This is a genomic window from Ensifer sp. Root31 (genome assembly GCF_001424825.1).
Classification (GTDB): Bacteria; Pseudomonadota; Alphaproteobacteria; order Rhizobiales; family Rhizobiaceae; genus Ensifer; species Ensifer canadensis.
This window is the reverse complement of record NZ_LMCO01000067.1, coordinates 20,199-39,520: the sequence shown is the minus strand read 5'-3', so window position 1 is coordinate 39,520 and position 19,322 is coordinate 20,199. Positions and strand designations below refer to the sequence as shown.

Annotated in this window: 16 protein-coding genes; 4 read left to right on the top strand and 12 right to left on the bottom strand. The window is 62.5% G+C overall.

Features of this window, described 5'->3' with window-relative positions:
• Positions 1-8: 8 nt before the first annotated feature.
• Positions 9-707, top strand: a complete 699-nt coding sequence (pgl, locus tag ASD00_RS37140; RefSeq protein ID WP_025425968.1) for a 6-phosphogluconolactonase — start codon at positions 9-11, stop codon at positions 705-707.
• Positions 708-884: 177 nt separating this feature from the next.
• Positions 885-2,705 carry a phosphogluconate dehydratase gene (edd, locus tag ASD00_RS37135; protein ID WP_025425967.1) on the top strand — a complete coding sequence of 607 codons (1,821 nt, stop codon included), beginning with the start codon at positions 885-887 and terminating at the stop codon, positions 2,703-2,705.
• Between the two features lie 97 nt (positions 2,706-2,802).
• Here the strand turns inward: edd and ASD00_RS37130 are convergent, their stop codons facing one another.
• The 7 genes from ASD00_RS37130 to ASD00_RS37100 all read right to left on the bottom strand — a co-directional run bounded on the left by ASD00_RS37130 (position 2,803) and on the right by ASD00_RS37100 (position 10,345).
• On the bottom strand, positions 2,803-3,168 hold the full coding sequence (locus ASD00_RS37130; RefSeq protein ID WP_025425966.1) for a GFA family protein: 366 nt from the start codon (positions 3,166-3,168) through the stop codon (positions 2,803-2,805).
• A gap of 166 nt (positions 3,169-3,334) precedes the next feature.
• A complete protein-coding gene (locus ASD00_RS37125) occupies positions 3,335-3,745 on the bottom strand; it encodes a hypothetical protein (protein WP_025425965.1) in 411 nt (136 codons plus the stop codon).
• Between the two features lie 133 nt (positions 3,746-3,878).
• Complete coding sequence (gene ugpC, locus ASD00_RS37120) at positions 3,879-4,967, bottom strand: sn-glycerol-3-phosphate ABC transporter ATP-binding protein UgpC (protein ID WP_057211548.1); 1,089 nt, start codon at positions 4,965-4,967, stop codon at positions 3,879-3,881.
• Positions 4,968-5,004: 37 nt separating this feature from the next.
• A complete protein-coding gene (locus ASD00_RS37115; RefSeq protein WP_107026830.1) occupies positions 5,005-6,663 on the bottom strand; it encodes an alpha-glucosidase family protein in 1,659 nt (552 codons plus the stop codon).
• 23 nt (positions 6,664-6,686) lie between these two features.
• A complete protein-coding gene (locus ASD00_RS37110; RefSeq protein ID WP_057211547.1) occupies positions 6,687-7,835 on the bottom strand; it encodes a carbohydrate ABC transporter permease in 1,149 nt (382 codons plus the stop codon).
• A 1-nt stretch (position 7,836) separates the two neighbouring features.
• Positions 7,837-8,847: a sugar ABC transporter permease gene (locus ASD00_RS37105; protein ID WP_025425961.1), complete on the bottom strand. Its 1,011-nt coding sequence runs from the start codon at positions 8,845-8,847 to the stop codon at positions 7,837-7,839.
• Between the two features lie 139 nt (positions 8,848-8,986).
• Entirely contained in the window at positions 8,987-10,345 is a 1,359-nt protein-coding gene (locus ASD00_RS37100) for an ABC transporter substrate-binding protein (RefSeq protein ID WP_025425960.1), read from the bottom strand.
• Between the two features lie 290 nt (positions 10,346-10,635).
• On the opposite strand from ASD00_RS37100, the gene ASD00_RS37095 reads away from it, so the two are divergent.
• Positions 10,636-11,667 carry a substrate-binding domain-containing protein gene (locus ASD00_RS37095; RefSeq protein ID WP_025425959.1) on the top strand — a complete coding sequence of 344 codons (1,032 nt, stop codon included), beginning with the start codon at positions 10,636-10,638 and terminating at the stop codon, positions 11,665-11,667.
• 54 nt (positions 11,668-11,721) lie between these two features.
• On the opposite strand, the gene folD is transcribed toward ASD00_RS37095, so the two are convergent.
• Together folD and ASD00_RS37085 are read right to left on the bottom strand one after the other, a co-directional pair.
• On the bottom strand, positions 11,722-12,621 hold the full coding sequence (folD, locus tag ASD00_RS37090) for a bifunctional methylenetetrahydrofolate dehydrogenase/methenyltetrahydrofolate cyclohydrolase FolD (protein WP_025425958.1): 900 nt from the start codon (positions 12,619-12,621) through the stop codon (positions 11,722-11,724).
• 197 nt (positions 12,622-12,818) lie between these two features.
• Positions 12,819-14,840, bottom strand: a complete 2,022-nt coding sequence (locus tag ASD00_RS37085; protein WP_025425957.1) for a GumC family protein — start codon at positions 14,838-14,840, stop codon at positions 12,819-12,821.
• A 171-nt stretch (positions 14,841-15,011) separates the two neighbouring features.
• Between ASD00_RS37085 and ASD00_RS37080 the strand changes: the two genes are divergently transcribed.
• Entirely contained in the window at positions 15,012-16,277 is a 1,266-nt protein-coding gene (locus ASD00_RS37080) for a transporter (protein ID WP_038575893.1), read from the top strand.
• Here ASD00_RS37080 and ASD00_RS37075 read toward each other — a convergent pair.
• The 3 genes from ASD00_RS37075 to ASD00_RS37065 are packed head-to-tail and all read right to left on the bottom strand — an operon-like array spanning position 16,221 to position 19,194.
• Complete coding sequence (locus ASD00_RS37075) at positions 16,221-17,168, bottom strand: DUF6492 family protein (protein WP_025425955.1); 948 nt, start codon at positions 17,166-17,168, stop codon at positions 16,221-16,223. The two genes, ASD00_RS37080 and ASD00_RS37075, sit on opposite strands and share 57 nt — an antisense overlap.
• Positions 17,162-17,977 (bottom strand): WecB/TagA/CpsF family glycosyltransferase, encoded by an 816-nt coding sequence (locus ASD00_RS37070; RefSeq protein ID WP_239637564.1) that lies wholly within the window; start codon positions 17,975-17,977, stop codon positions 17,162-17,164. The genes ASD00_RS37075 and ASD00_RS37070 overlap by 7 nt, the downstream gene beginning before the upstream one ends.
• Positions 17,974-19,194: a glycosyltransferase family 4 protein gene (locus ASD00_RS37065; protein ID WP_063963381.1), complete on the bottom strand. Its 1,221-nt coding sequence runs from the start codon at positions 19,192-19,194 to the stop codon at positions 17,974-17,976. The genes ASD00_RS37070 and ASD00_RS37065 overlap by 4 nt, the downstream gene beginning before the upstream one ends.
• Positions 19,195-19,322 lie beyond the last annotated feature (128 nt).

Here is a 19,322-nt window from a genome sequence, read left to right as displayed (position 1 = left end):
GTAAGGCAATGAGCACGACGCTTCACACATTCGACAATGGCGCCGCCCTGGCAGAGGGCTTGGCGGACGCCGTCAGCGCCGCACTTGCCACCGGCATTGCCACCCGTGGCACAGCAAGCATCGCCGTTTCCGGCGGCTCGACGCCCAAGGCATTCTTCCAGGCGCTCGCCAGGAAGGATATCGCCTGGGACAAGGTGACGGTCACGCTGGTGGACGAACGCTTCGTTCCACCGGAGAGCGATCGCTCCAACCACGCGTTGGTCACGGCCAATTTGCTGCAAGGCCCTGCGGCGAAAGCGCATTTCCTACCGCTTTACCACGCCGCCGCTTCGGCAGAAGATGCGGCCGGGCTCTCCAGCAAGGCGACGGCAAAGATCGGCACGCCCTTCGACGTCGTCGTGCTCGGCATGGGAACGGATGGCCATACCGCGTCGTTCTTCCCGGGCGGCACGCAACTTTCAAGGGCGATCGACGCGACGACGCCGCGCGGCGTGATCACCATGGAAGCCGAAGGTGCTGGCGAACCGCGCCTGACCTTTACCTTCTCCAGCCTTCACGATGCCAGGCTGCTGGTCCTGCACATCGAAGGCGAGGGCAAGAAGGTGGTGCTTGCCAAGGCGGAAGGTCCCGGCGACGAAGCCGAGATGCCGATCCGCACCATGCTGCGCCGTGCGGCCTCGCCGCTGCAAATATACTGGGCGCCATAACGGCCGGATCACCGGCCGGTTCAGGACGCTTTCAACCGGTGGCGCCCCACCGGAACGCGAAGGCGTTGAAAGAGCTCATACCGGGGCGTGGCCTGCACGTTCTCCCAAGCAGGCAACGCTCCGGATCGATGACTGGATGAAGATGAGGAGTCTCAAGACTCCGGAACAGGATTTGCCATGTCCGCCGATTCCCGCATTGCCGCAATCACCGCCCGCATCGTCGAGCGCTCGAAGCCGCACCGAGAGCCTTATCTCGATCGGGTGCGTCGTGCGGCGTCCAGCGGCCCACATCGCAGCGTTCTTGGCTGCGGCAACCTCGCGCACGGGTTTGCCGTCTGTTCCCCCGCCGAGAAGGTGGCGCTCGCCGGGGATCGCGTCGCCAACCTAGGCATCATTACCTCCTATAACGACATGCTTTCGGCGCATCAGCCGTTCGAAACCTATCCGGCGCTGATCCGCGAAGCCGCGCACGAGGCAGGCGGCGTCGCCCAGGTTGCCGGCGGCGTGCCCGCCATGTGCGACGGCGTCACCCAGGGCCAGCCGGGCATGGAACTGTCGCTGTTTTCGCGCGACCTGATCGCCATGGCCGCCGGTGTCGGCCTGTCGCACAACATGTTCGATTCCACCGTCTATCTCGGCGTCTGCGACAAGATCGTGCCGGGCCTTGTCATCGCGGCCCTGACCTTCGGTCACCTGCCGGCAGTCTTCGTGCCGGCCGGGCCGATGACGACGGGCCTGCCGAACGACGAGAAGGCGCGCGTGCGCCAGCTCTTCGCCGAAGGCAAGGTTGGCCGCGAAGAGTTGCTCGAAGCGGAATCCAAGTCCTATCACGGACCCGGCACCTGCACCTTCTATGGCACCGCCAATTCCAACCAGATGCTGATGGAGATCATGGGCTTCCACCTGCCCGGCGCCTCCTTCATCAATCCCGGCACGCCGCTGCGCGACGCGCTGACGAAGGAAGCGACGAAGCGGGCGCTGGCGATCACCGCCATGGGCAACGAGTTCACGCCATCAGGTGAAATGATCGACGAGCGCTCGATCGTCAACGGTGTCGTCGGGCTGCACGCCACCGGTGGCTCGACCAACCACACCATGCATCTCGTCGCCATGGCGCGCGCCGCCGGCATCCTGCTCACCTGGCAGGATATTTCCGAACTTTCGGACATCGTGCCGCTGCTTGCGCGCGTCTACCCGAACGGCCTTGCCGACGTGAACCACTTCCATGCCGCCGGCGGCATGGGCTTTCTGATCAGCCAGTTGCTTCGGGGCGGCCTGCTGCACGACGATGTGCGCACCGTCGTCGGCCAGGGCCTGGAGGCCTACAAGATCGACGTCCGCCTCGGTGCCGACGGCGGTGTCGAGCGCCGGCCGACGCCGGCCGAAAGCGCCGATCCGAAGGTACTCTCCACCATCGACCAGCCGTTCCAGCACTCGGGCGGCCTCAAGATGCTGACCGGCAATCTCGGCAAGGCGGTCATCAAGATTTCCGCCGTCAAGCCGGACCGCCACGTCATCGAGGCACCGGCAAAGATCTTTCATGACCAGGGCGAGTTGAACGCCGCCTTCAAGGCCGGCAAACTCGAAGGCGACTTCGTCGCCGTCGTGCGCTTCCAGGGCCCGAAGGCGAACGGCATGCCGGAACTGCACAAGCTGACGACCGTGCTCGGCATCCTGCAGGACCGCGGCCAGCGCGTGGCGATCCTCACCGACGGCCGCATGTCGGGCGCCTCGGGCAAGGTGCCTGCCGCCATCCACGTTACGCCGGAAGCCAAGGATGGCGGGCCGATCGCCCGCATTCAGGAAGGCGACATCGTGCGCATCGATGCCGTCACCGGCACGATCGAAGTGCTTGTCGAGGATATCGCGCTCAAGACGCGCATTCCCGCCCATGCCGATCTCTCGGACAACGAGTTCGGCATGGGGCGCGAGCTGTTCGCACCGTTCCGCGCCATTGCCGGCTCGGCCGACCACGGAGCAAGCGTGCTGTTCAACTGAGCCGAACCTCGGCGTCACCGCGGAGGATTTGTCTTCCATCGAGCTATCGCTGCCGGCCCTCGCCGCCGGTAGCGGGCCGCGCTTGCGAAGACGAGCGCTACTTCAGCGGCCCCGGATACATGTCGTTTCGACCGTCGTAACGCTCGACCTCCAGCGTGAAGATGTCGATATCCTCGATGCAGCGCGCATTGAGCGAGACGCGATTGTTCGGGTAGCCGCTGCGCATGATCGCCACACTGCAGGTCGGGCAGAAGTGATGACCTTCAGTCACGCCGCGCCAGACATAGGTGGAAAGGCGACGCTTCTCGGTGATCAACCGGATCTTGCTGCCGTCAATCTTCCAGTGGAGGAAGCCGGTGCGCCGGCATGTCGAGCAGTTGCACTCGACCAGCCCCGAGAGCTCCTCATCGACTTCGATGCAGATATCGCCGCAGTGGCAGGAAAGGCGGTAGGGTCGTTTCATCGATCGGTTGCCTCGCTTCTGGCGTGCAGGCGACAACAATCCAACGCCCACACTCCATGTCAAGCATAGTTTGGAGGCCTCGAAATACGGTGTCCCTGGCCGCAAAGGCGCATCGCCCGCCAGTCCGTCTCGGCCGGACGGGGCACCCGCACGAACGCTTGCCGGTTCAGCGGTAGATGTCGAGTGTGCGGTTCCGGTGGTTCGGATGGGTGCTGTAGACGAAGATGCGATTGAGGTCGCGATCGGTCAGGAGCCGCAGGAAGCGCGCTTCGACGATGTTGTTGGCGTGCACGCGCTTGAGCAGGCAGCCGACCATCTGGATGCGGGCGCTTGGAATGTCGAGGTAGAAATTCTGCGGCAGCTGGTACTTGGTCAGGATACCCAGAACCGCGCCGCTTTTCGACAGCTTGATGATTTCGCAGCGGCGGGAGCTCAGCTGCGTCATGCCCTTTTCGGTATATTCGATCCGCGCCTCGTTCCTCGTGTCCTCCATCGGGAACGTGGTTTCGCGATCGTACATGAAAGATTCTTCCTTGTTCAGGAAGTGTTGCTGCATCACCGGTGCCGCGGTCGTCATTCTACAGGCCCCTTAGTATCCCCTGCCCGTCAGGCTAGAGGAAGAAATTTAACAGAGGGTAGATTGAGGGCCTTCGCAAAGAAAAACCCGTCCGAAAATCGGACGGGTTGAAGACAAACGATGGTGGTCTTTGTCAGACGCGGTAGCTCTTGCCGCCGGCTTCGAACAGATGCAGCTTGTTCTTATCGGCCGTGAACCGGACTTTTTCGCCGCGATGAACGGGCAGGATGCCCGGGATCTTGGCGATGATCGGCTCCTTCTCCACCAGTCCCTCGATATAGAGCAGCGTCACCTCGCCGAGCGCCTCGACGATGGCGACCGTTCCTTCGAACAGGAAGTCCTCGCCGCTGGCCGTCTGGAGATCTTCAGGACGCACGCCGAAGCTCGCCGTCTTGCCGTTTTCCGACGCGTTCGTGGCGATATCGAGTGTCACCGACTTGCCGCCAGAAAGCTTCACCGTCGTCTGCGGGCCGGTGGCGGTGATCGTCGCGGGGATGACGTTCATCGCTGGCGAACCGATGAAGCGGGCGACGAACAGGTTCGCCGGGCGCTCGTAAAGCTCGAGCGGCGGGCCGACCTGCTCGATATGGCCGGCCGACAGCACGACGATACGATCGGCAAGCGTCATCGCCTCGACCTGGTCGTGGGTAACGTAGATCATCGTCGTGTCCGCCATCTGCTCGTTGAGCTTGGCGATCTCGATGCGGGTGGCAACGCGAAGCGCCGCGTCGAGGTTCGACAAAGGCTCGTCGAACAGGAAGACCTTGGGATCGCGGCAGATCGCCCGGCCGATCGCCACGCGCTGGCGCTGGCCGCCCGAAAGCGCCTTCGGCAGACGATCGAGGTACTTGGTGAGCTGCAGGATATCGGCTGCCGCGCGCACGCGCCGGTCGATCTCCTCCTTCGTCTCCTTGGCGATCCGCATGCCGAAGGCCATGTTGTCGTAGACGGTCATATGCGGATAGAGCGCATAGGACTGGAACACCATGGCGATCCCGCGCTTGGACGGCGGCACGTCGTTGACGCGCTCGCCATCGATGAACATGTCGCCGCCGGTAATCTCCTCCAGACCCGCGATCATGCGCAGCAATGTCGACTTGCCGCAGCCGGACGGACCGACAAACACGACGAACTCGCCCTGCTTGATGTCGAGATTGATGCCGTGAATGACATCGACCGCACCGTAGGACTTGCGGATATCTTTAAGCGTCAGACCTGTCATCGCACCCTCCCCTTCGTCTCTTTTGTCTGTCGTTGTCTCAAACCAGCCGCGCGAAGAATGCGCTCCAGGCTGGAAGATTGACCTTGTCGTTCTTGATCTCGGCCGTAAAACCATGGCCGTCAAGCGCTTCCACTGGCTCCTTCGGCAAATCAACCGTAGCGGCCGTACCGCTCATGTTGAATGCGCAGAAGAGCTTCTCGTTGCCGTGGCTGCGCACGAAGGCAAGCACGGGCGCATCGGTGCTGCGGAACTCGATCTCGCCTTTGGCAAAGGCCGGATGCGCCTTTCTGAACTGCAGGAAGCGTCGATAGTGCTCCATGACCGAAGCGGTGTCATCCTTCTGCGCGGAGACCGCCCGGTTCAGGTGTTCGGCCGGCACCGGCAGCCAGGGTTTGGCATCGCCGAAGCCGCCATTGGCAGCAGTGCTATCCCAGACCATCGGCGTGCGGCAGCCGTCGCGCCCCTTGAAGTCGGGCCAGAACTGAATGCCGTAGGGATCCTTCAGATCCTCGAAGGCAAGCTCGGCTTCGGTGAGAGCCAATTCCTCGCCCTGATAGATGCAGACCGAGCCGCGCAGCGACATCAGCAGGCTTGCCAGCAGCTTGGCGTGCGCGTCGCGATCGGCAACGCCATCGCCCCAGCGACTGACATGGCGAACGACGTCGTGGTTGGAAAAGGCCCAGCAGGCCCAGCCCTCCGGCGCCGCCTTGTGAAAGTCGCGCAGAACCTCGGCGACACGCGCCGGTGTCAGAGCGTCGGGCGCCAGGAACTCGAAGGCGTAGCACATGTGCATCTTGTCGCCGCCGGAGGTGTACTCGCCGGCGATCTCGAGACCACGCTGGCTGTCGCCGACTTCGCCGACCGCCGCGATTGCCGGAAACTCGTCCATGACAGCACGGAACCGCTTCAGGAACGCAAGGTTCTCCGGCTGGTTCTTGTCGTAGAGATGTTCCTGATAATTATACGGGTTGACCGCCGGTGCAGTGGAGGCGTTGCGCCGCTCCGGCGCCAGCGCCGGATTGTCGCGCAGCTGTTTGTCGTGGAAATAGAAGTTGATGGTGTCGAGGCGGAAGCCATCGACGCCGCGCTCCAGCCAGAAGCGCTCGACGCCCAAAAGCGCCTCCTGCACATCAGGATTGTGCAGGTTGAGGTCCGGCTGCGAGGTCAGGAAGTTGTGCAAGTAATATTGCAGCCGCGTCGGATCCCAGGCCCAGGCCGAGCCGCCGAAGATCGACAGCCAGTTGTTCGGCGGCGTTCCATCGGGTTTCGAGTCTGCCCAGACGTACCAGTCCGCCTTGGCGTTCGCCCGGCTGGCGCGGCTCTCGACGAACCAGGGATGCTGGTCCGAGGTATGGGACAGAACGAGGTCGATCATCACCCGGATACCGAGCCGATGCGCCTCGGCGATCAGCGCATCGAAATCGGCGAGATTGCCGAAGATCCCGTCGACGTCGGTATAGTTCGAAACGTCGTAGCCGAAATCCTTCATCGGCGAGGTGAAGAAGGGCGATATCCAGATAGCATCGGCGCCGAGCGAGGCGACATGCGGCAGGCGGGCGGTGATGCCCTTCAAATCGCCGATGCCGTCGCCGTTGGAGTCCTGGTAGGAGCGCGGATAGATCTGATAGATCACCGCGCCTCGCCACCAATCCTTGTCGGCCTGCAAAATGGATTCGCTCATTTCAGTCATGCTCATTCCGTTCAGAAGTCCCTGTGAGGTCAACCACCCTTGACCGATCCCGCCAGCAGGCCGCGCACGAGGTAGCGCTGCAGGCTGAAGAACACGATCAGGGGGACGACGATGGTGATGAAGGCGGAGGCGGTCAGGATTTCCCAATTGCCGCCGCGAGAACCCAAGAGATTGACCAGCCGGCCGGTGAGGACCAGTTCATCCTGGCCGGCGCCGAGGAAGACGATGGCGACGAGCAGGTCGTTCCAGGTCCACAGGAACTGGAAGATCGCGAAGGACGCCAGCGCCGGGAACGACAGCGGCAGGATGATCTTGACGAAGATGTCGAAGTCGCTGGCGCCGTCGACGCGTGCGGATTCCATGATCTCGCGCGGCAGGCCGGCCATGTAATTGCGCAGGAGATAGATCGCCAGCGGCAGGCCGAAACCGGTATGGGCGAGCCAGATGCCGACATAGGTCTTGGCCGGCACGCCGAAGAAGGCGCCGACGCCGTTATAGAGTTTCAGAAGCGGGATCAGCGACATCTGCAGTGGCACGACGAGCAGGCCGACGACGACCGCAATCAGGATCGCGCGCCCCGGAAACGGCATCCAGGCGAGCGCATAGGCGGCGAAGGCCGCAATCAGGATCGGGATGATCGTCGAAGGAATGGCGACCGTCAGCGAGTTGATGAAGGAAGCGCCGATGCCTTCGGCGCTCAGCACTTCGACGTAATTGTCGAAGGTGAAGCGCGGCGGAACGGCGGCGGTGAAGAAGATGCGCTGGCCGCGCGAGCCTTCCATCTTCGCGTCCGAGACGATCTCGAAGCTACCATCGGCCTGGACGGTCAGCTTCTCGCCGTCGTTGAGCTCAGCAGTTTCGCCAGGCTTGAAGGCGGTCGGCTTTTGGCTCGAAAAGCCGAAGGCGGAAACCTCACCGGCAGAGGTGCCTTCAAGCACGTCGCCCGAGATCACGAACTTGCCGTCGCGTTCGACCTGGGTATCGGCACCCGGCGCGCGGGCGACGATATTCTGGGTCGAAGTCGACAGTGCCGTCCACCAGCCGGAAACCGCGAGCTGATCCTTGTCGCGCAGCGACGAGATCAACAGGCCGGCGGTCGGCAGCGTCCAGAGGGCGACCAGGAGAAGAACAGATAGATGTACGGCCCAGGTGAGAGGGGAGCGTGTCGCCGGGTTCATCTCAGTGCCCCTTCATTTCTTTGGCCGCATTGCGGATGTTCCAGATCATGATCGGGATGACGAGGACCATGATGACGACGGCGATCGCCGCACCGCGCCCAAAGTCGCCGCCGCCGCGGAACATCCAGTCGAACATGAGATTGGCGAGCACCTGGCTCTGCCATTGCCCGTTGGTCATCGCCAGAACGATATCGAACACCTTGAGGACCAGAATAGTGATCGTCGTCCAGACGACGGCGATCGTGCCCCAGATCTGCGGCACCATGATCTTGAAGAAGATCTGCCAGCCGTTGGCGCCGTCGATCACGGCGGCCTCGACCGTCTCTTCCGGGATACCGCGCAGGGCGGCCGAGAGGATCACCATGGCGAAGCCGGTCTGGATCCAGACCAGGATGGCCATGAGGAAGAAGTTGTTCCAGAAAGGCAGCGTGATCCAGGCCTGAGGATCGCCACCGAAGGCAACGACGATCGCGTTCAGGAGGCCGATCTGCTCCGTGCCCTCGGCGCGATAATCATAGATGAACTTCCAGATGACGGCGGCGCCGACGAAGGAGATCGCCATCGGCATGAAGATCAGCGTCTTGGCGATGTTGCCCCACCAGATGCGGTCGGTCAAAGCGGCGATGACCAGCCCGAAGAAGGTCGCGAGCGCCGGCACCACCAGCAGCCAGAGGAAGTTGTTGAAGATCGACTGGCGAAACTCTCCGTCGTTCAGCATCCAGACGTAGTTACTGGCACCGACGAAGTTTTGTCCGGCGCGGTCATGCAGGCTGAACCAGACCGACATGATCACGGGGTAGATGAGGTAGATCGTCAACGCGAACAGCGCCGGGGCGAGAAACAGCCATGGCCGGATGGCATTGGTGATGCGCAGGTTGCGCGACGCCTCGACACCAGATCTCCCCTTCGATGGGAAAATCAGATCGAGAATGAAGCTGGTTCCCCAGAAGTAGGCGGCGCAGCCGAGAACCCCGGCCACCATCGTTCCTACGGCAAAGACGAGCTGTTGCATGACATGTCCCTCCCCCTGAAATGCACTTTGCGTGCAGGGCATGGCGATTGTCGCCGTTCTCGTTGGGGCCCTGCCGCGCCAAGCGTTCAACGGACCCAAGGACAGGACGGGCGGCGCAATCGCCGCCCGTCGTCCATTTTTACTTGATGGCGTCCCAGGCCTTCTGAACGCTGTCGGCAACGTCGGAAGCGGACTTGCCGCCGACGAAATCGACCATGCCGGTCCAGAAGGCGCCCGCGCCGATCTTGCCGGGCATCAGGTCGGAGCCGTCGAAGCGGAAGGTCGTCGCATTCAGCAGGATCTCGCCCTGCTTCTTCAGCGGCGGGTTGCCGTAGGCATCGACGTTGACGCTCTTGTAGGGCGTCAGGAAGCTCGTCTGCGCCATCCAGACTTCATGCGCGATCGGTGTCTTCAGGAACTCGATGAAGGCGCGTGCCGCCGGCGTGTCCTTGGTGATCATCGCCAGCGTGCCGGCACCGAGAACCGGATTGCCGAGATCCTTCTTGCTGTCATAAGGCGGCATGTAGAAGAAGTCGGCATCCTCGCCGATCACCGTGCCCTCAGGGAAGAACGACGGAATGAACGAAGCCTGGTGATGCAGGTAGCACTTCGGCGGCGACGCGAAGAGCCCCTTCGGGCTGTCGCGGAAGTCGGAGGACGCGACCGCTGCCGCGCCGCCGTCGACGAACTTGTCGTTCTTGGCAAACCAGCCGAACTCGTCGATCGCGCCGACGACTGCCGGATCGTTGAACGGGATCTCGTTCTTGACCCACTTGTCGTAGACATCGGCCGGCTGCGTGCGCAGCATCATGTCTTCCACCCAGTCGGTGGCCGGCCAACCGGTCGCGCCGCCCGAGCCGAGGCCAATGCACCAGGGCTTCTGGCCATCAGCGGCGATCTTCTCGGTAAGCGCCTTCAGCTCTTCCATGGTCTTCGGCACTTCGTAGCCGGCGTCCTCGAAGTTCTCAGGCGAATACCAGACCAGCGACTTCACGTCGATCTTGTAGGGGAAGGCATAGAGGGCGGCGTTACCGTCCTTGCCCTTGTAGGTCGAGAGATCGACCCAGGACTGGCCGGCCGCATAATTGTCGAGCAGCCACTTCTGAGTATCATCGCCGAGCGGCGTCAGGTAGCCCTTGGACGCCAAGTCGCCAATCAGGCCCGGCTGCGGCAGGATGGAAATATCGGACGGGCTGCCGGCCTGGGTGTCGATGACGATCTGCTGTTCGTAGTTTTCAGAGGACGAATATTTGAGCTCGACGCCGGTCGCCTCGACGAAATAGGCATAGACGCTCTTGAAGAGCGCTTCGTCCTCGCCGCGCCAGGGTCCGAAGATCGTCAGCGTCTGCCCCTTGAGGTCGTGACCCTTCTTGAATTCCTCGAAGCTCGCCCAGTTGAATTTGGAATCTTCGCCAGGCTTGAACTTCAGATCCGCAGCGCCGGCAGCGCCCGCAAACAGCGCCAGCGCAGCCACGCTCAACAGAAATGATCTCTTCACGGTGTTCTCCTCCCAAGATGAACCCGGATCCCGCCGGGCAGATCATCAACGCGCAAAATTCAAAGCGCTTTGAGTTTGCTAACAAACCATTTCGACACTCCAGGAGTCAAGAGCTTTCGATTCACCGGCCTTCTGCCGACAGTATTTTGCTTTGCGGCAACTTTTTGCAGCGCGAAGTCGGCTAATTCCGCTTTGTATGATGAAAAACGAGTGTTACAGAATTCGAGGGCGCTGGATCAAACCATAAAAATCATACGGATATTCAAAGCGCTTTGGGAGGGAAATTGACCATGGCGGTCAATCTCAAGCAGCTCGCGGAACTGCTCGGCCTGTCGCAGACGACAGTCAGCCGGGCGCTGAACGGCTACCCGGAAGTCAATGCGGAAACCCGCCAACGCGTGCTGCAGGCCGTGCGCGAAACGGGCTATCGGCCGAACCGGGCCGCCCAGCGCCTCGCTACCGGCAAGGCCTATTCGATCGGCATGGTCATGCCGATAGCGGCCGGCATCGATTCCGACGTGCATTTCGGCGAATTCCTCGCGGGCCTCGGCGAGGAAGCGGTCAAGCACGACTTCCATTTCGTGCTCAATCCGAGCGCGCCGGAAGACGAGGAGGCGACCTTCCAGCGCCTGGCCGCCAGCGGCAACGTCGACGCACTGTTCCTCGCCTATATGCGCGCCAACGACCCGCGCATCGCGATGCTCAAATCGCTGTCGATGCCCTTTGTCGTCCATGGGCGCTCGATCGGCGAGGCACGGGACTATCCTTTCCTCGACATCGACAACACCGGCGCCTTCTATGACGCGACACGGCTGCTGATCCAGCTCGGGCATCAGCGGATTGCGCTGATCAACGGACCCGACTACCTGACCTTTTCCATCCGCCGCCATAAGGGCATGGCCCGGGCGCTGGCCGAGCATGGGCTCAACCTCGACGAAACCCTCGTCCACCACTCGCTTATGACCGACGAACACGGATATCGCAGCATGCAGCGCTTCCTGCAGCAGCCCGACGCGCCGACCGCGGTGCTCTGTTCAAGCACCGTGCTGGCGCTTGGCGCCGTCAGGGCGATCAACCAGGCGGGACTGGCGATGGGCCGCGACATCTCGCTGATCGCGCATGACGATGTGCTGCCGATGCTGAAGCCGGAGAATTTCAGCGTGCCGCTGACGACGACGCGGTCGTCGCTCCGGGCAGCCGGCGGGCGCATCGCGACCCGACTGATTGCAGGCATCCTCAAGAGCGGCGATTATCCCGACCAGGAACTCTGGCGCGCCGAATTGATCGTCCGCGCCTCGACTGGCCCCGCTCCGCAGAAATGAAAACGCGCCGCAGAGGCGGCGCGTCAGATATCGACGGATACCAATTTGCGCTGATCAGAAGCGCGGCGGCTTGCGACCCGCCTTGCGATAGGCAGCGATGACGGTGTTTGCCATCAGCATGGCGATGGTCATCGGACCGACGCCGCCCGGTACCGGCGTGATGACGCCCGCGACCTTTTCCACTTCGGAAAATGCAACGTCACCGACGAGCTTGGATTTGCCTTCGCCCTTTTCCGGCGCGGACACGCGATTGATGCCGACATCGATGACGGTGGCGCCGGGCTTGACCCAATCCGCCTTGACCATTTCCGCACGACCGACAGCCGCCACGAGAATATCGGCATTGCGGCAGACTGCCGGCAGATCCCTGGTGCGCGAATGGGCCGTCGTTACGGTCGCATTGGCGGCAAGAAGCAGGGCCGCCATCGGTTTGCCGAAAAGGTTCGAGCGGCCGATAACCACCGCATTCAGGCCCGAAAGGTCTTCGCCATGGGTCTGGCGCACGAATACCATCGCGCCGGCGGGCGTGCAGGAAACCAGACCGCCTTCGAGATCGCCGGTCGCAAGCTTGCCGGCGTTGACGACGTGCAGGCCGTCCACGTCCTTTTCCGGCAGGATCGACTGGATGATCGGTTCGGAGTTCAGATGCTTCGGTAGCGGCAGCTGGACCAGAATGCCGTGGATGGCGGCGTCCGCATTGAGCTTGGCAACCAACGCCGCCAGATCTTCCTGGGTCGTTTCTTCAGGCAAGGTGTGCTGGACCGACTGAAAACCGCATTCCTTGGCCATCTTGCTCTTCGAAGAGACATAGGCATGGCTTGCCGGATCATTGCCGACGATCACGACCGCGAGACCGGGGCGCACGCCCGCATCAGTTTCGAGCGCCTGTGTCGCGGATTTCACGGCCTCGATAACCGAAGCGGCAACCTGCTTGCCATCAATCACAGTCGTCACGGCATTCCTCCTGGCTTCCTGTTCGCGGGACACTCTAATTCGCCTCGGGAAAGGCGATTGCCTCAAAGCGCCCTATGCTGTCCCAAACGCATAAATGCAAGGGGTCGGCATGGCCAGATGCACGTTTGCAGCGCAGGCCGCGACATTTCCTCTCATCACTGAAAGGCTGCCTGCTCGTTCTTCGCAGATGCTGAGGTTCAGCGACGCGCGACCTTCTGGCGGGAGTAGCTCTCGACGCGCGACCTGAGCGCGCGAAGATCGTCCTGCACCTTGGCGATGCCGAGATCGTCCTCGGGCTCGATAGCCAGGGGCGACGGCCTTGTCGGGGAAGCCTGGCTTGCCAGCTCGCGCGAAGCGAGATAGGCGGCAGCCAGCGACTGCGCATGGTGGGCTGCTGGCGAGAATGGCGGCGGCAGATCCGGTTCGCGCGCCTTCATTTCTTGCTCATTGCGCGCGCCAGGCCCCGGTTCCGGGTCGGTGCCCGGCTCTGGCGGATCCGGGTCGACAGTCTCCGGCGGCGCACCCCTCGGGCCGACAAACAACCCGTTCAGGCTGCGATAGATGCCGAGCAGGATACCGAGACCGAAACCGGCGAAAAAGCCCGCAAGCGTTGCGCCGATGACGATGATCTTGCGCGACGGCCCCTTGGGCTGCAACGCAGGCTCCGCCCGCGAAACGACGCGGATGTTCTTGGCCGTCAGCTTTTCTTCCTCGCGCGTTTCGCTGGCGCGCTTCAGGAAGGACTCGTAGATTTCGCGGGTCGCGGCAGCATTTCGCTCCAGTTCGCGCAGCTCGACCATCTCGCCGGACGAATTGATCTGGCGGGCCTTCTGCGCTGCGAACTGCCGGACCAGATCCCGCTCCGCACTCTCGGCACGATCGAGTTCGGTCTGGGCGGTGGCCGCAATGCGCCGCAGCTCATTGGCGATCTCGGCGCGGGAGGATTCAAGCGACTGTACGGCGGCAATGCGCTGCGGGTGACGGGGACCGAGGCTTGCATCGAGCGAGCTCAACTGCGCCCTGGTCGCCGCATATTGCTTGCGCAGCTCGGCGAGCGCCATCGAGCTGACTTCCTCCGGAAAGGCGCCGGTCAGCACGTCATCGAGCCGGACCTTGCCGGACACGTCGGCCTTCGCCTTTGCTTCGGCGATCCGGTTGCGCGCAGCAGCGACCTGATCGCTGAGGCTGAGCAGTTGTTTGTCGGCGATCAGCTCGCCGCCGGCGCCGACGATATCGTTGCGCGCCTTGTATTCCTCGATCGCCTTTTCAGCGGTATCGAGTTCGGCCTTGAGTTCGGAGATACGCTGATCGAGCGCCGCGGTGGTCTTCTGGAAGAAGCCGGACTGTGCCGCCGTCTCCTCGCCCAGAAAGGTTTCGACCAGGCGGTTGACGATCAGCGCCGATCTCTCCGGGCTTCGGCTCTGCGCTTCGACGATGACGATGAAGGTCTTGGGATCGCGCCAGACGCGGATGGCGTCGCTCAGTTTCTGCAGGGTGCGCGGCGAGACTTCGCCTTCCGCCGCGCCAGTTCCTGAAAACTCGGCATCGTTCTGCAGATCGAGATCACGTGCGACCTTCTCCATCACGGTGCGCGAGCGCAGAACCTCGAGCTGGCTGTCGACAAGCGCAAGAATGGCTTCCGTCGCCAGCGACTGCTTGGAGAGATCGGAATCCGTCAGCCGCACCTCGCGCGGGTCGATATAGAGCCTGCTCTCCGAGAGATAGATGCTGGGTGTCGACAGGGCGATCGCGACGCCGGCGACGGCGCCGAGTATCGTCGTGGCGGCAATGACGAAACGAACCTGCCAGACGGAGCGAAGCACGGCCTTGATGTCGACGAGCGGTCTGTCACCGGGTGGCAGCAATGCATCTCCACCCGAACCGTCGGAGGCGTCGTCCGCATCCCGACCGGCCAGCCACCGGGCAATCTTGCCGTCCGCACCGCCAAGGCCACGCTGCGGCCGAGTAGCCGGACCGCTCAGTGCCGACGGTATCTTGGGTTGGGGTGTCGCGCGAGCTGCATGCCGCGACGCGGCATAGCCCGGCTGTGTAGCCGCTTGATCGGCCTCGACAAAGCGGTCGAGCAACGACGAGCCGGCGGATCCTCGGCCTTTGGCGTCGGGCTTTTGCGCGCGCGCCGAGACCCGCGGGCCCCCTGCTGCGATATCGAGCAACGATGCACGCGGAACCGGGCGTTTTTCGTCGTCGACGTTGAACATGACTTATCCCGCGGCTGCCGAGATGGCGAATTCCGAATAGTGAATTCAACCTAAGGAAACAGGGAAAACAAATGGTTAATTTTGGAGAAAGAACCAACCCCAGAAACGGGCGATCTCACGCCTTATTAAGCTTTCCCGCCTATGACGGGAGAGACTCCTGGAAGTTCGATCGTGCACCACCGCATCAAAGCGCTTTATCTTCGCCACAGGGCGCTTGTTCACGCCTATCTCTCGATGACGGGGGGTTCGGCGGGGCGGCTCGTGTTGTCGCTTGCGTATTTTATCGCTGTTGCCAACACGCTTTCCATCGCCGATTTCGGTCTCTTTGCCACGGCGTCCGCCGCCGGCATCATGATCTCGCGCGCACTTGCCTTCGGCTTCATGTCGCCGCTCTACCGCGTGGCGACGGTGAAACCGCTGCTGGTGGGTACCTATAGCGCCGGGTTTCTCGTCGGCGCGCTGCTTTCCCTGCCGGTGATCGCACTGATCTGCGTCGGCACCTTCATCGCGCTTTTTTCACGCGACATGTCGGCCGGCACCTTTGCGGCCTTCATGGCGGCCGAGATCATCTGTTGGCGCGGGCTCGAAACGGCGGTCATCGTTCTCAACGGCCTCGGCCGCTTCGGCCGCGGCGCTCTGCTCGTGGTCATCGCCACGGCAATCCGCACGGCGGCGGCGCTGCTGTTTGCGCTGCTTCAGGTCAACACGCTTGGCGCCTGGTCGCAGTTCTATCTCGCCGCCAACGCCATCAGCCTCGTCATCGCTCTCGTACTGTTTTACCCAAGGGTGCGTCTTCGCTGGCAGCCCCGGCTCTACTTCCGCCGCTGGGGCGATTCGGTCTCGGTCGCAGGCGCCGAAATCCTCTTCTACATTCAGTCGGAGTTTGACAAGATCGCCGTGCTGGCGATCGGCGGCCCGGCCGTATCCGGCATCTATGCGATCCTGATGCGGCTTGCCGATCTGACCGCCCTGCCGGTGCGCTCGTTCAACACGCTGCTCGTCCAGCGGATCATGCGCACACCCGATGCGATCGCCCGCTGGCCCGTTCGCCTATCGATCGAGTTTGCCGTGGCTGCCGCCTCGTTTGTCGCCATCGCTGCAATGGCCGTTTATCTTTACGTTTTCCCGAACGGTCTGGGCCATAACGTTTCGGCTGCAGCACCGATCGTGGCGATGATCCTGCTGGTACCATCGTTCCGCAATCTGATCGAGTATCATTCGGAACTGCTCTATGCGACCGGCCGCACCGTGCGGCGCATGGCCAACCTGCTGGTCGCGGGCGTGGTGAAAGTGGGGTTGCTTGCGATGCTGCTGACGACGACCACGGATGTTGCCGAGTGGGCGCCATCGCTCAACCTGATCTTCCTGGTTTTGTATTTGCTATCCTTCGGCCTGACCTATACCGCGCTGAGCAAGCCGGCCAACCGGGTCATCTGACGCGAGTTCGACCACAGCCTTGCGGATATCGTCGAGATCGTGGCCGACGAACGACTGGACGCCGATGCCGATCTGGTGCGGGGCCATATCCCTTAGGAAATCCCTGAGGCCGGCAATGCCCTGCCGATAACTGTCGTCGAACCAGAGCACGTGGCAAAGTGCATCGGATGAGGGCTTGTGCCCCTGCCCGCCCATAACCTCGTCGACGAAGCGGCCATAGATCGTGCATTCGGAAAAGGCGCGTGTTTTTGTCACCGCTCGAACCCAGTTGCGGCCATGCAGCGCTTCGACATGGTCGACGAGCTTGCGGCATGTGTCGTTGCGCCAGGCGATCAACGTATTGATGTAATCGTTGGCCGGCAGCGCATAGGGGCCGATACCGAGAAGCCGATCGGAATGCGCAAGCCATGCCAGATGATTGGAGCGCATATTTGCGTCAATCGCCGCATCCTTGCGGTAAAGCGTCAGTCGGCCGTCCCGCCAGAGTGTGGCGGGGTCGAAGTCGCGAAGGAAGACGACATCGGAATCGACCGCGAACATCGCCGCCTCATCGATATGGCGGGCAAGCGCCAGACGTCGAAGCTGCTGAACGTGCCAGCCGCGCAGTGGTAGGCCAAAGGGGCTCAGCCAGATCTTGCGGCGCCCGCCCGAGAGCGGGTCGGTGACGGGACGCAGCCACCAGGGCAGAAGATCGCGCTCGTCGATGACCTGCCGCCGCGATCCTTCGAGTTGCCGGAAAAGCGTGACGTCGAAATCGGCGACGAGCAGATAGTGCACCCAATCGCCCTGCAGCCGCCGATCCATGCTTTCGCACATCAGGCGGCAGCGCTCGAAATCATTGGCGTAGGACGCAGTGACAACAGCGGTTCGCCTGGAGGGCTCGGTCAGCATTTTCGCGCTCCGAGGCTGGAGTTGCCGACGCTTTTTCGAGCGCGGCCCGTCAGCTTGTGCAGGAATACACGCAGCAGGAACAGCGGGTTGCCGAGGACATAGCGGCGCCACATGCGCTTCGGCTCAAGAGCCAGCCGGTAGAACCATTCGAGCCGCAGCTTGCGCAGAAGCTTCGGCGCACGCGGGAACTCCTGAGCGACGAAATCGAACAATGCGCCGACGGTGATCACCAGCCGTGCATCCTGCGGGCCGACATAGGTATCGACCCATTTCTCCTGCATCGGGCTGCCCATTGCCACGAGAAGAATATCGGCTCTCAGAGCCCGCACGTCGGCGAGCAGTTCGCGCGACCGGCTGCGATCGAAGAAACCGTCCGAAACAGGCAGGAATTCGTGCCAAGGCGCGTGTTTGCGAAAGTTCTCGGCCGCGCGCGCCAATACGTCCGGCCGCGCGCCGATCATCGCGATCCGCATCGGCCGATCGAGGTAGGTCAGCAAGGCCGGAACGAAATCGGTGCCGTTGAGATTGGCCGGGAACATGCCTCCATGGAACAAATAGGAAGCGATATCGACGCCGTGGCCATCGGGAAATACGATCTGGCGGCGCAGCACATCCCGATATTCGGTGTCCTTCAACATCAGGTTGGCGTTGTTCGCATTGAGAAAGGCAAGACTCACCTGTCCACTGCTGCGAGAAACCGCGTCGTTGGCAAAGGCGAAAGCGCTCGCCCAGCCGAGATCGGCGACCGGCATGCCCAGGATCATGCGCTGCGATACCGCAACGTTCGAGGCGGCGACAGATATGGTCACGACCGGCCTCCGTCGTGGACCTTCAATCGTGGTCGAACCTGGGCGCTTGCGTCATTTGCGGCAAGGCCGGGCAACACATCCAGCATGACCTGCATCATCCTGGCCTTTTGAGTCCGGTGGAACGCTGCGCCGTCCAGGCGCTGCGAAAGGCCGGCGCGCGCGTGGGCGACCTTTTCCACCAGCAGGCGGGCAAACTCCCGGGGATCGTCGGTCGGCGTGCAATTTTCCGGGATCGTCTCGATGCCACGCAACGAAGCCTGCGTGGCAACCGACGGCATGCCGAGCTCGAACGTCTCGATACTTTTCAGCTGTACCCCCGTGCCGCCACGGCTGATCAGCGGCACGACGGCACTGGCCGCAACGAAGGCGCGGGCGTCCGGCACGCGACCAACGAAACGAATGCCCGGATGCGAAACGACAGGCGCTCCATCCAGTTGCCCGGCGATCGCGATCGACATGTCCTGGGGAAGATGGGGCACGACCTGATCCAGGAACCAGTCCAGGCCGAGCCGGTTCGGCCGCCAGCTCCAGGTGCCGATCAAGCCGAGGTCGTGCTGGCGCTGCACATCAGGCACAATCGGCGCGTCCCAGCCGGTAACCAGCGGCAGCACGAATGCCCGGTCGTAAACAGCACGACCGAAACCGAGACGATCCGCCTCGGCGAAGGTCCACAATCCGACGGCATTCTGCGCCAGTTGCTGTTCGTAGCGTTCGAGATACAACGCCTCGCGCCGAAAGAGGAAGCGCTCCAAAAGGCCCTTGGCACGCTCGGCATTTTCCAGGGCGGAATCGGCCTCGACATTGTGAGCGACATAGATCGACGGATAGGACCTGAAAACTTGAGCGAACGCCGCGGGCAGTTGCACGGAATTGAGGACCAGACCGTCGAAGGGTGCAAGCCCGTCGAGGATCGACTGGATCCGGCCCGCCGATACGCCAAGCATCTTGGCTGACGACACCGAGGTGCGATTGAGAAAAGCGGTCGCAAGCCAGCTCAGCTTTTGCAGGCGGCCAGCCTTGGAATTGGTCACTTCCAGTTCGCCAAGCAGGTGCATCTCGCAGTCGGGCGCCGGGCGCCGCCCGGGCTGCAGAAATCCGATGACACTGACCCGATGGCCAAGCGCGAGCAGACCGTCAAGCACCGCACGATTGGCGATATCGAAACCGGAGGCGGGATTGTCTACGGGAACGAGTGAGGAAACCAGGACCAGATGCATTTTGCCACACGTCATGGATGGAGCATTGCGCCTTTCTTTAGCAGCGCGGGGTGAAGGACCGCTTAAAGCATTCATTCAAAAGTCGTTTTGCCGGTTCAGCATCTGTTTAGGAAGATTTGCTTTAGTGC

Excerpts from the sequence above, each read along its gene's own strand:
- pgl (WP_025425968.1), top strand. The coding sequence starts at position 9 with ATGAGCACGACGCTTCACACATTCGACAATGGCGCCGCCCTGGCAGAG.
- edd (WP_025425967.1), top strand. The coding sequence starts at position 885 with ATGTCCGCCGATTCCCGCATTGCCGCAATCACCGCCCGCATCGTCGAG.
- ASD00_RS37130 (WP_025425966.1), bottom strand. The coding sequence starts at position 3,168 with ATGAAACGACCCTACCGCCTTTCCTGCCACTGCGGCGATATCTGCATC.
- ASD00_RS37125 (WP_025425965.1), bottom strand. The coding sequence starts at position 3,745 with ATGACGACCGCGGCACCGGTGATGCAGCAACACTTCCTGAACAAGGAA.
- ugpC (WP_057211548.1), bottom strand. The coding sequence starts at position 4,967 with ATGACAGGTCTGACGCTTAAAGATATCCGCAAGTCCTACGGTGCGGTC.
- ASD00_RS37115 (WP_107026830.1), bottom strand. The coding sequence starts at position 6,663 with ATGAGCATGACTGAAATGAGCGAATCCATTTTGCAGGCCGACAAGGAT.
- ASD00_RS37110 (WP_057211547.1), bottom strand. The coding sequence starts at position 7,835 with ATGAACCCGGCGACACGCTCCCCTCTCACCTGGGCCGTACATCTATCT.
- ASD00_RS37105 (WP_025425961.1), bottom strand. The coding sequence starts at position 8,847 with ATGCAACAGCTCGTCTTTGCCGTAGGAACGATGGTGGCCGGGGTTCTC.
- ASD00_RS37095 (WP_025425959.1), top strand. The coding sequence starts at position 10,636 with ATGGCGGTCAATCTCAAGCAGCTCGCGGAACTGCTCGGCCTGTCGCAG.
- ASD00_RS37085 (WP_025425957.1), bottom strand. The coding sequence starts at position 14,840 with ATGTTCAACGTCGACGACGAAAAACGCCCGGTTCCGCGTGCATCGTTG.
- ASD00_RS37075 (WP_025425955.1), bottom strand. The coding sequence starts at position 17,168 with ATGCTGACCGAGCCCTCCAGGCGAACCGCTGTTGTCACTGCGTCCTAC.
- ASD00_RS37065 (WP_063963381.1), bottom strand. The coding sequence starts at position 19,194 with ATGCATCTGGTCCTGGTTTCCTCACTCGTTCCCGTAGACAATCCCGCC.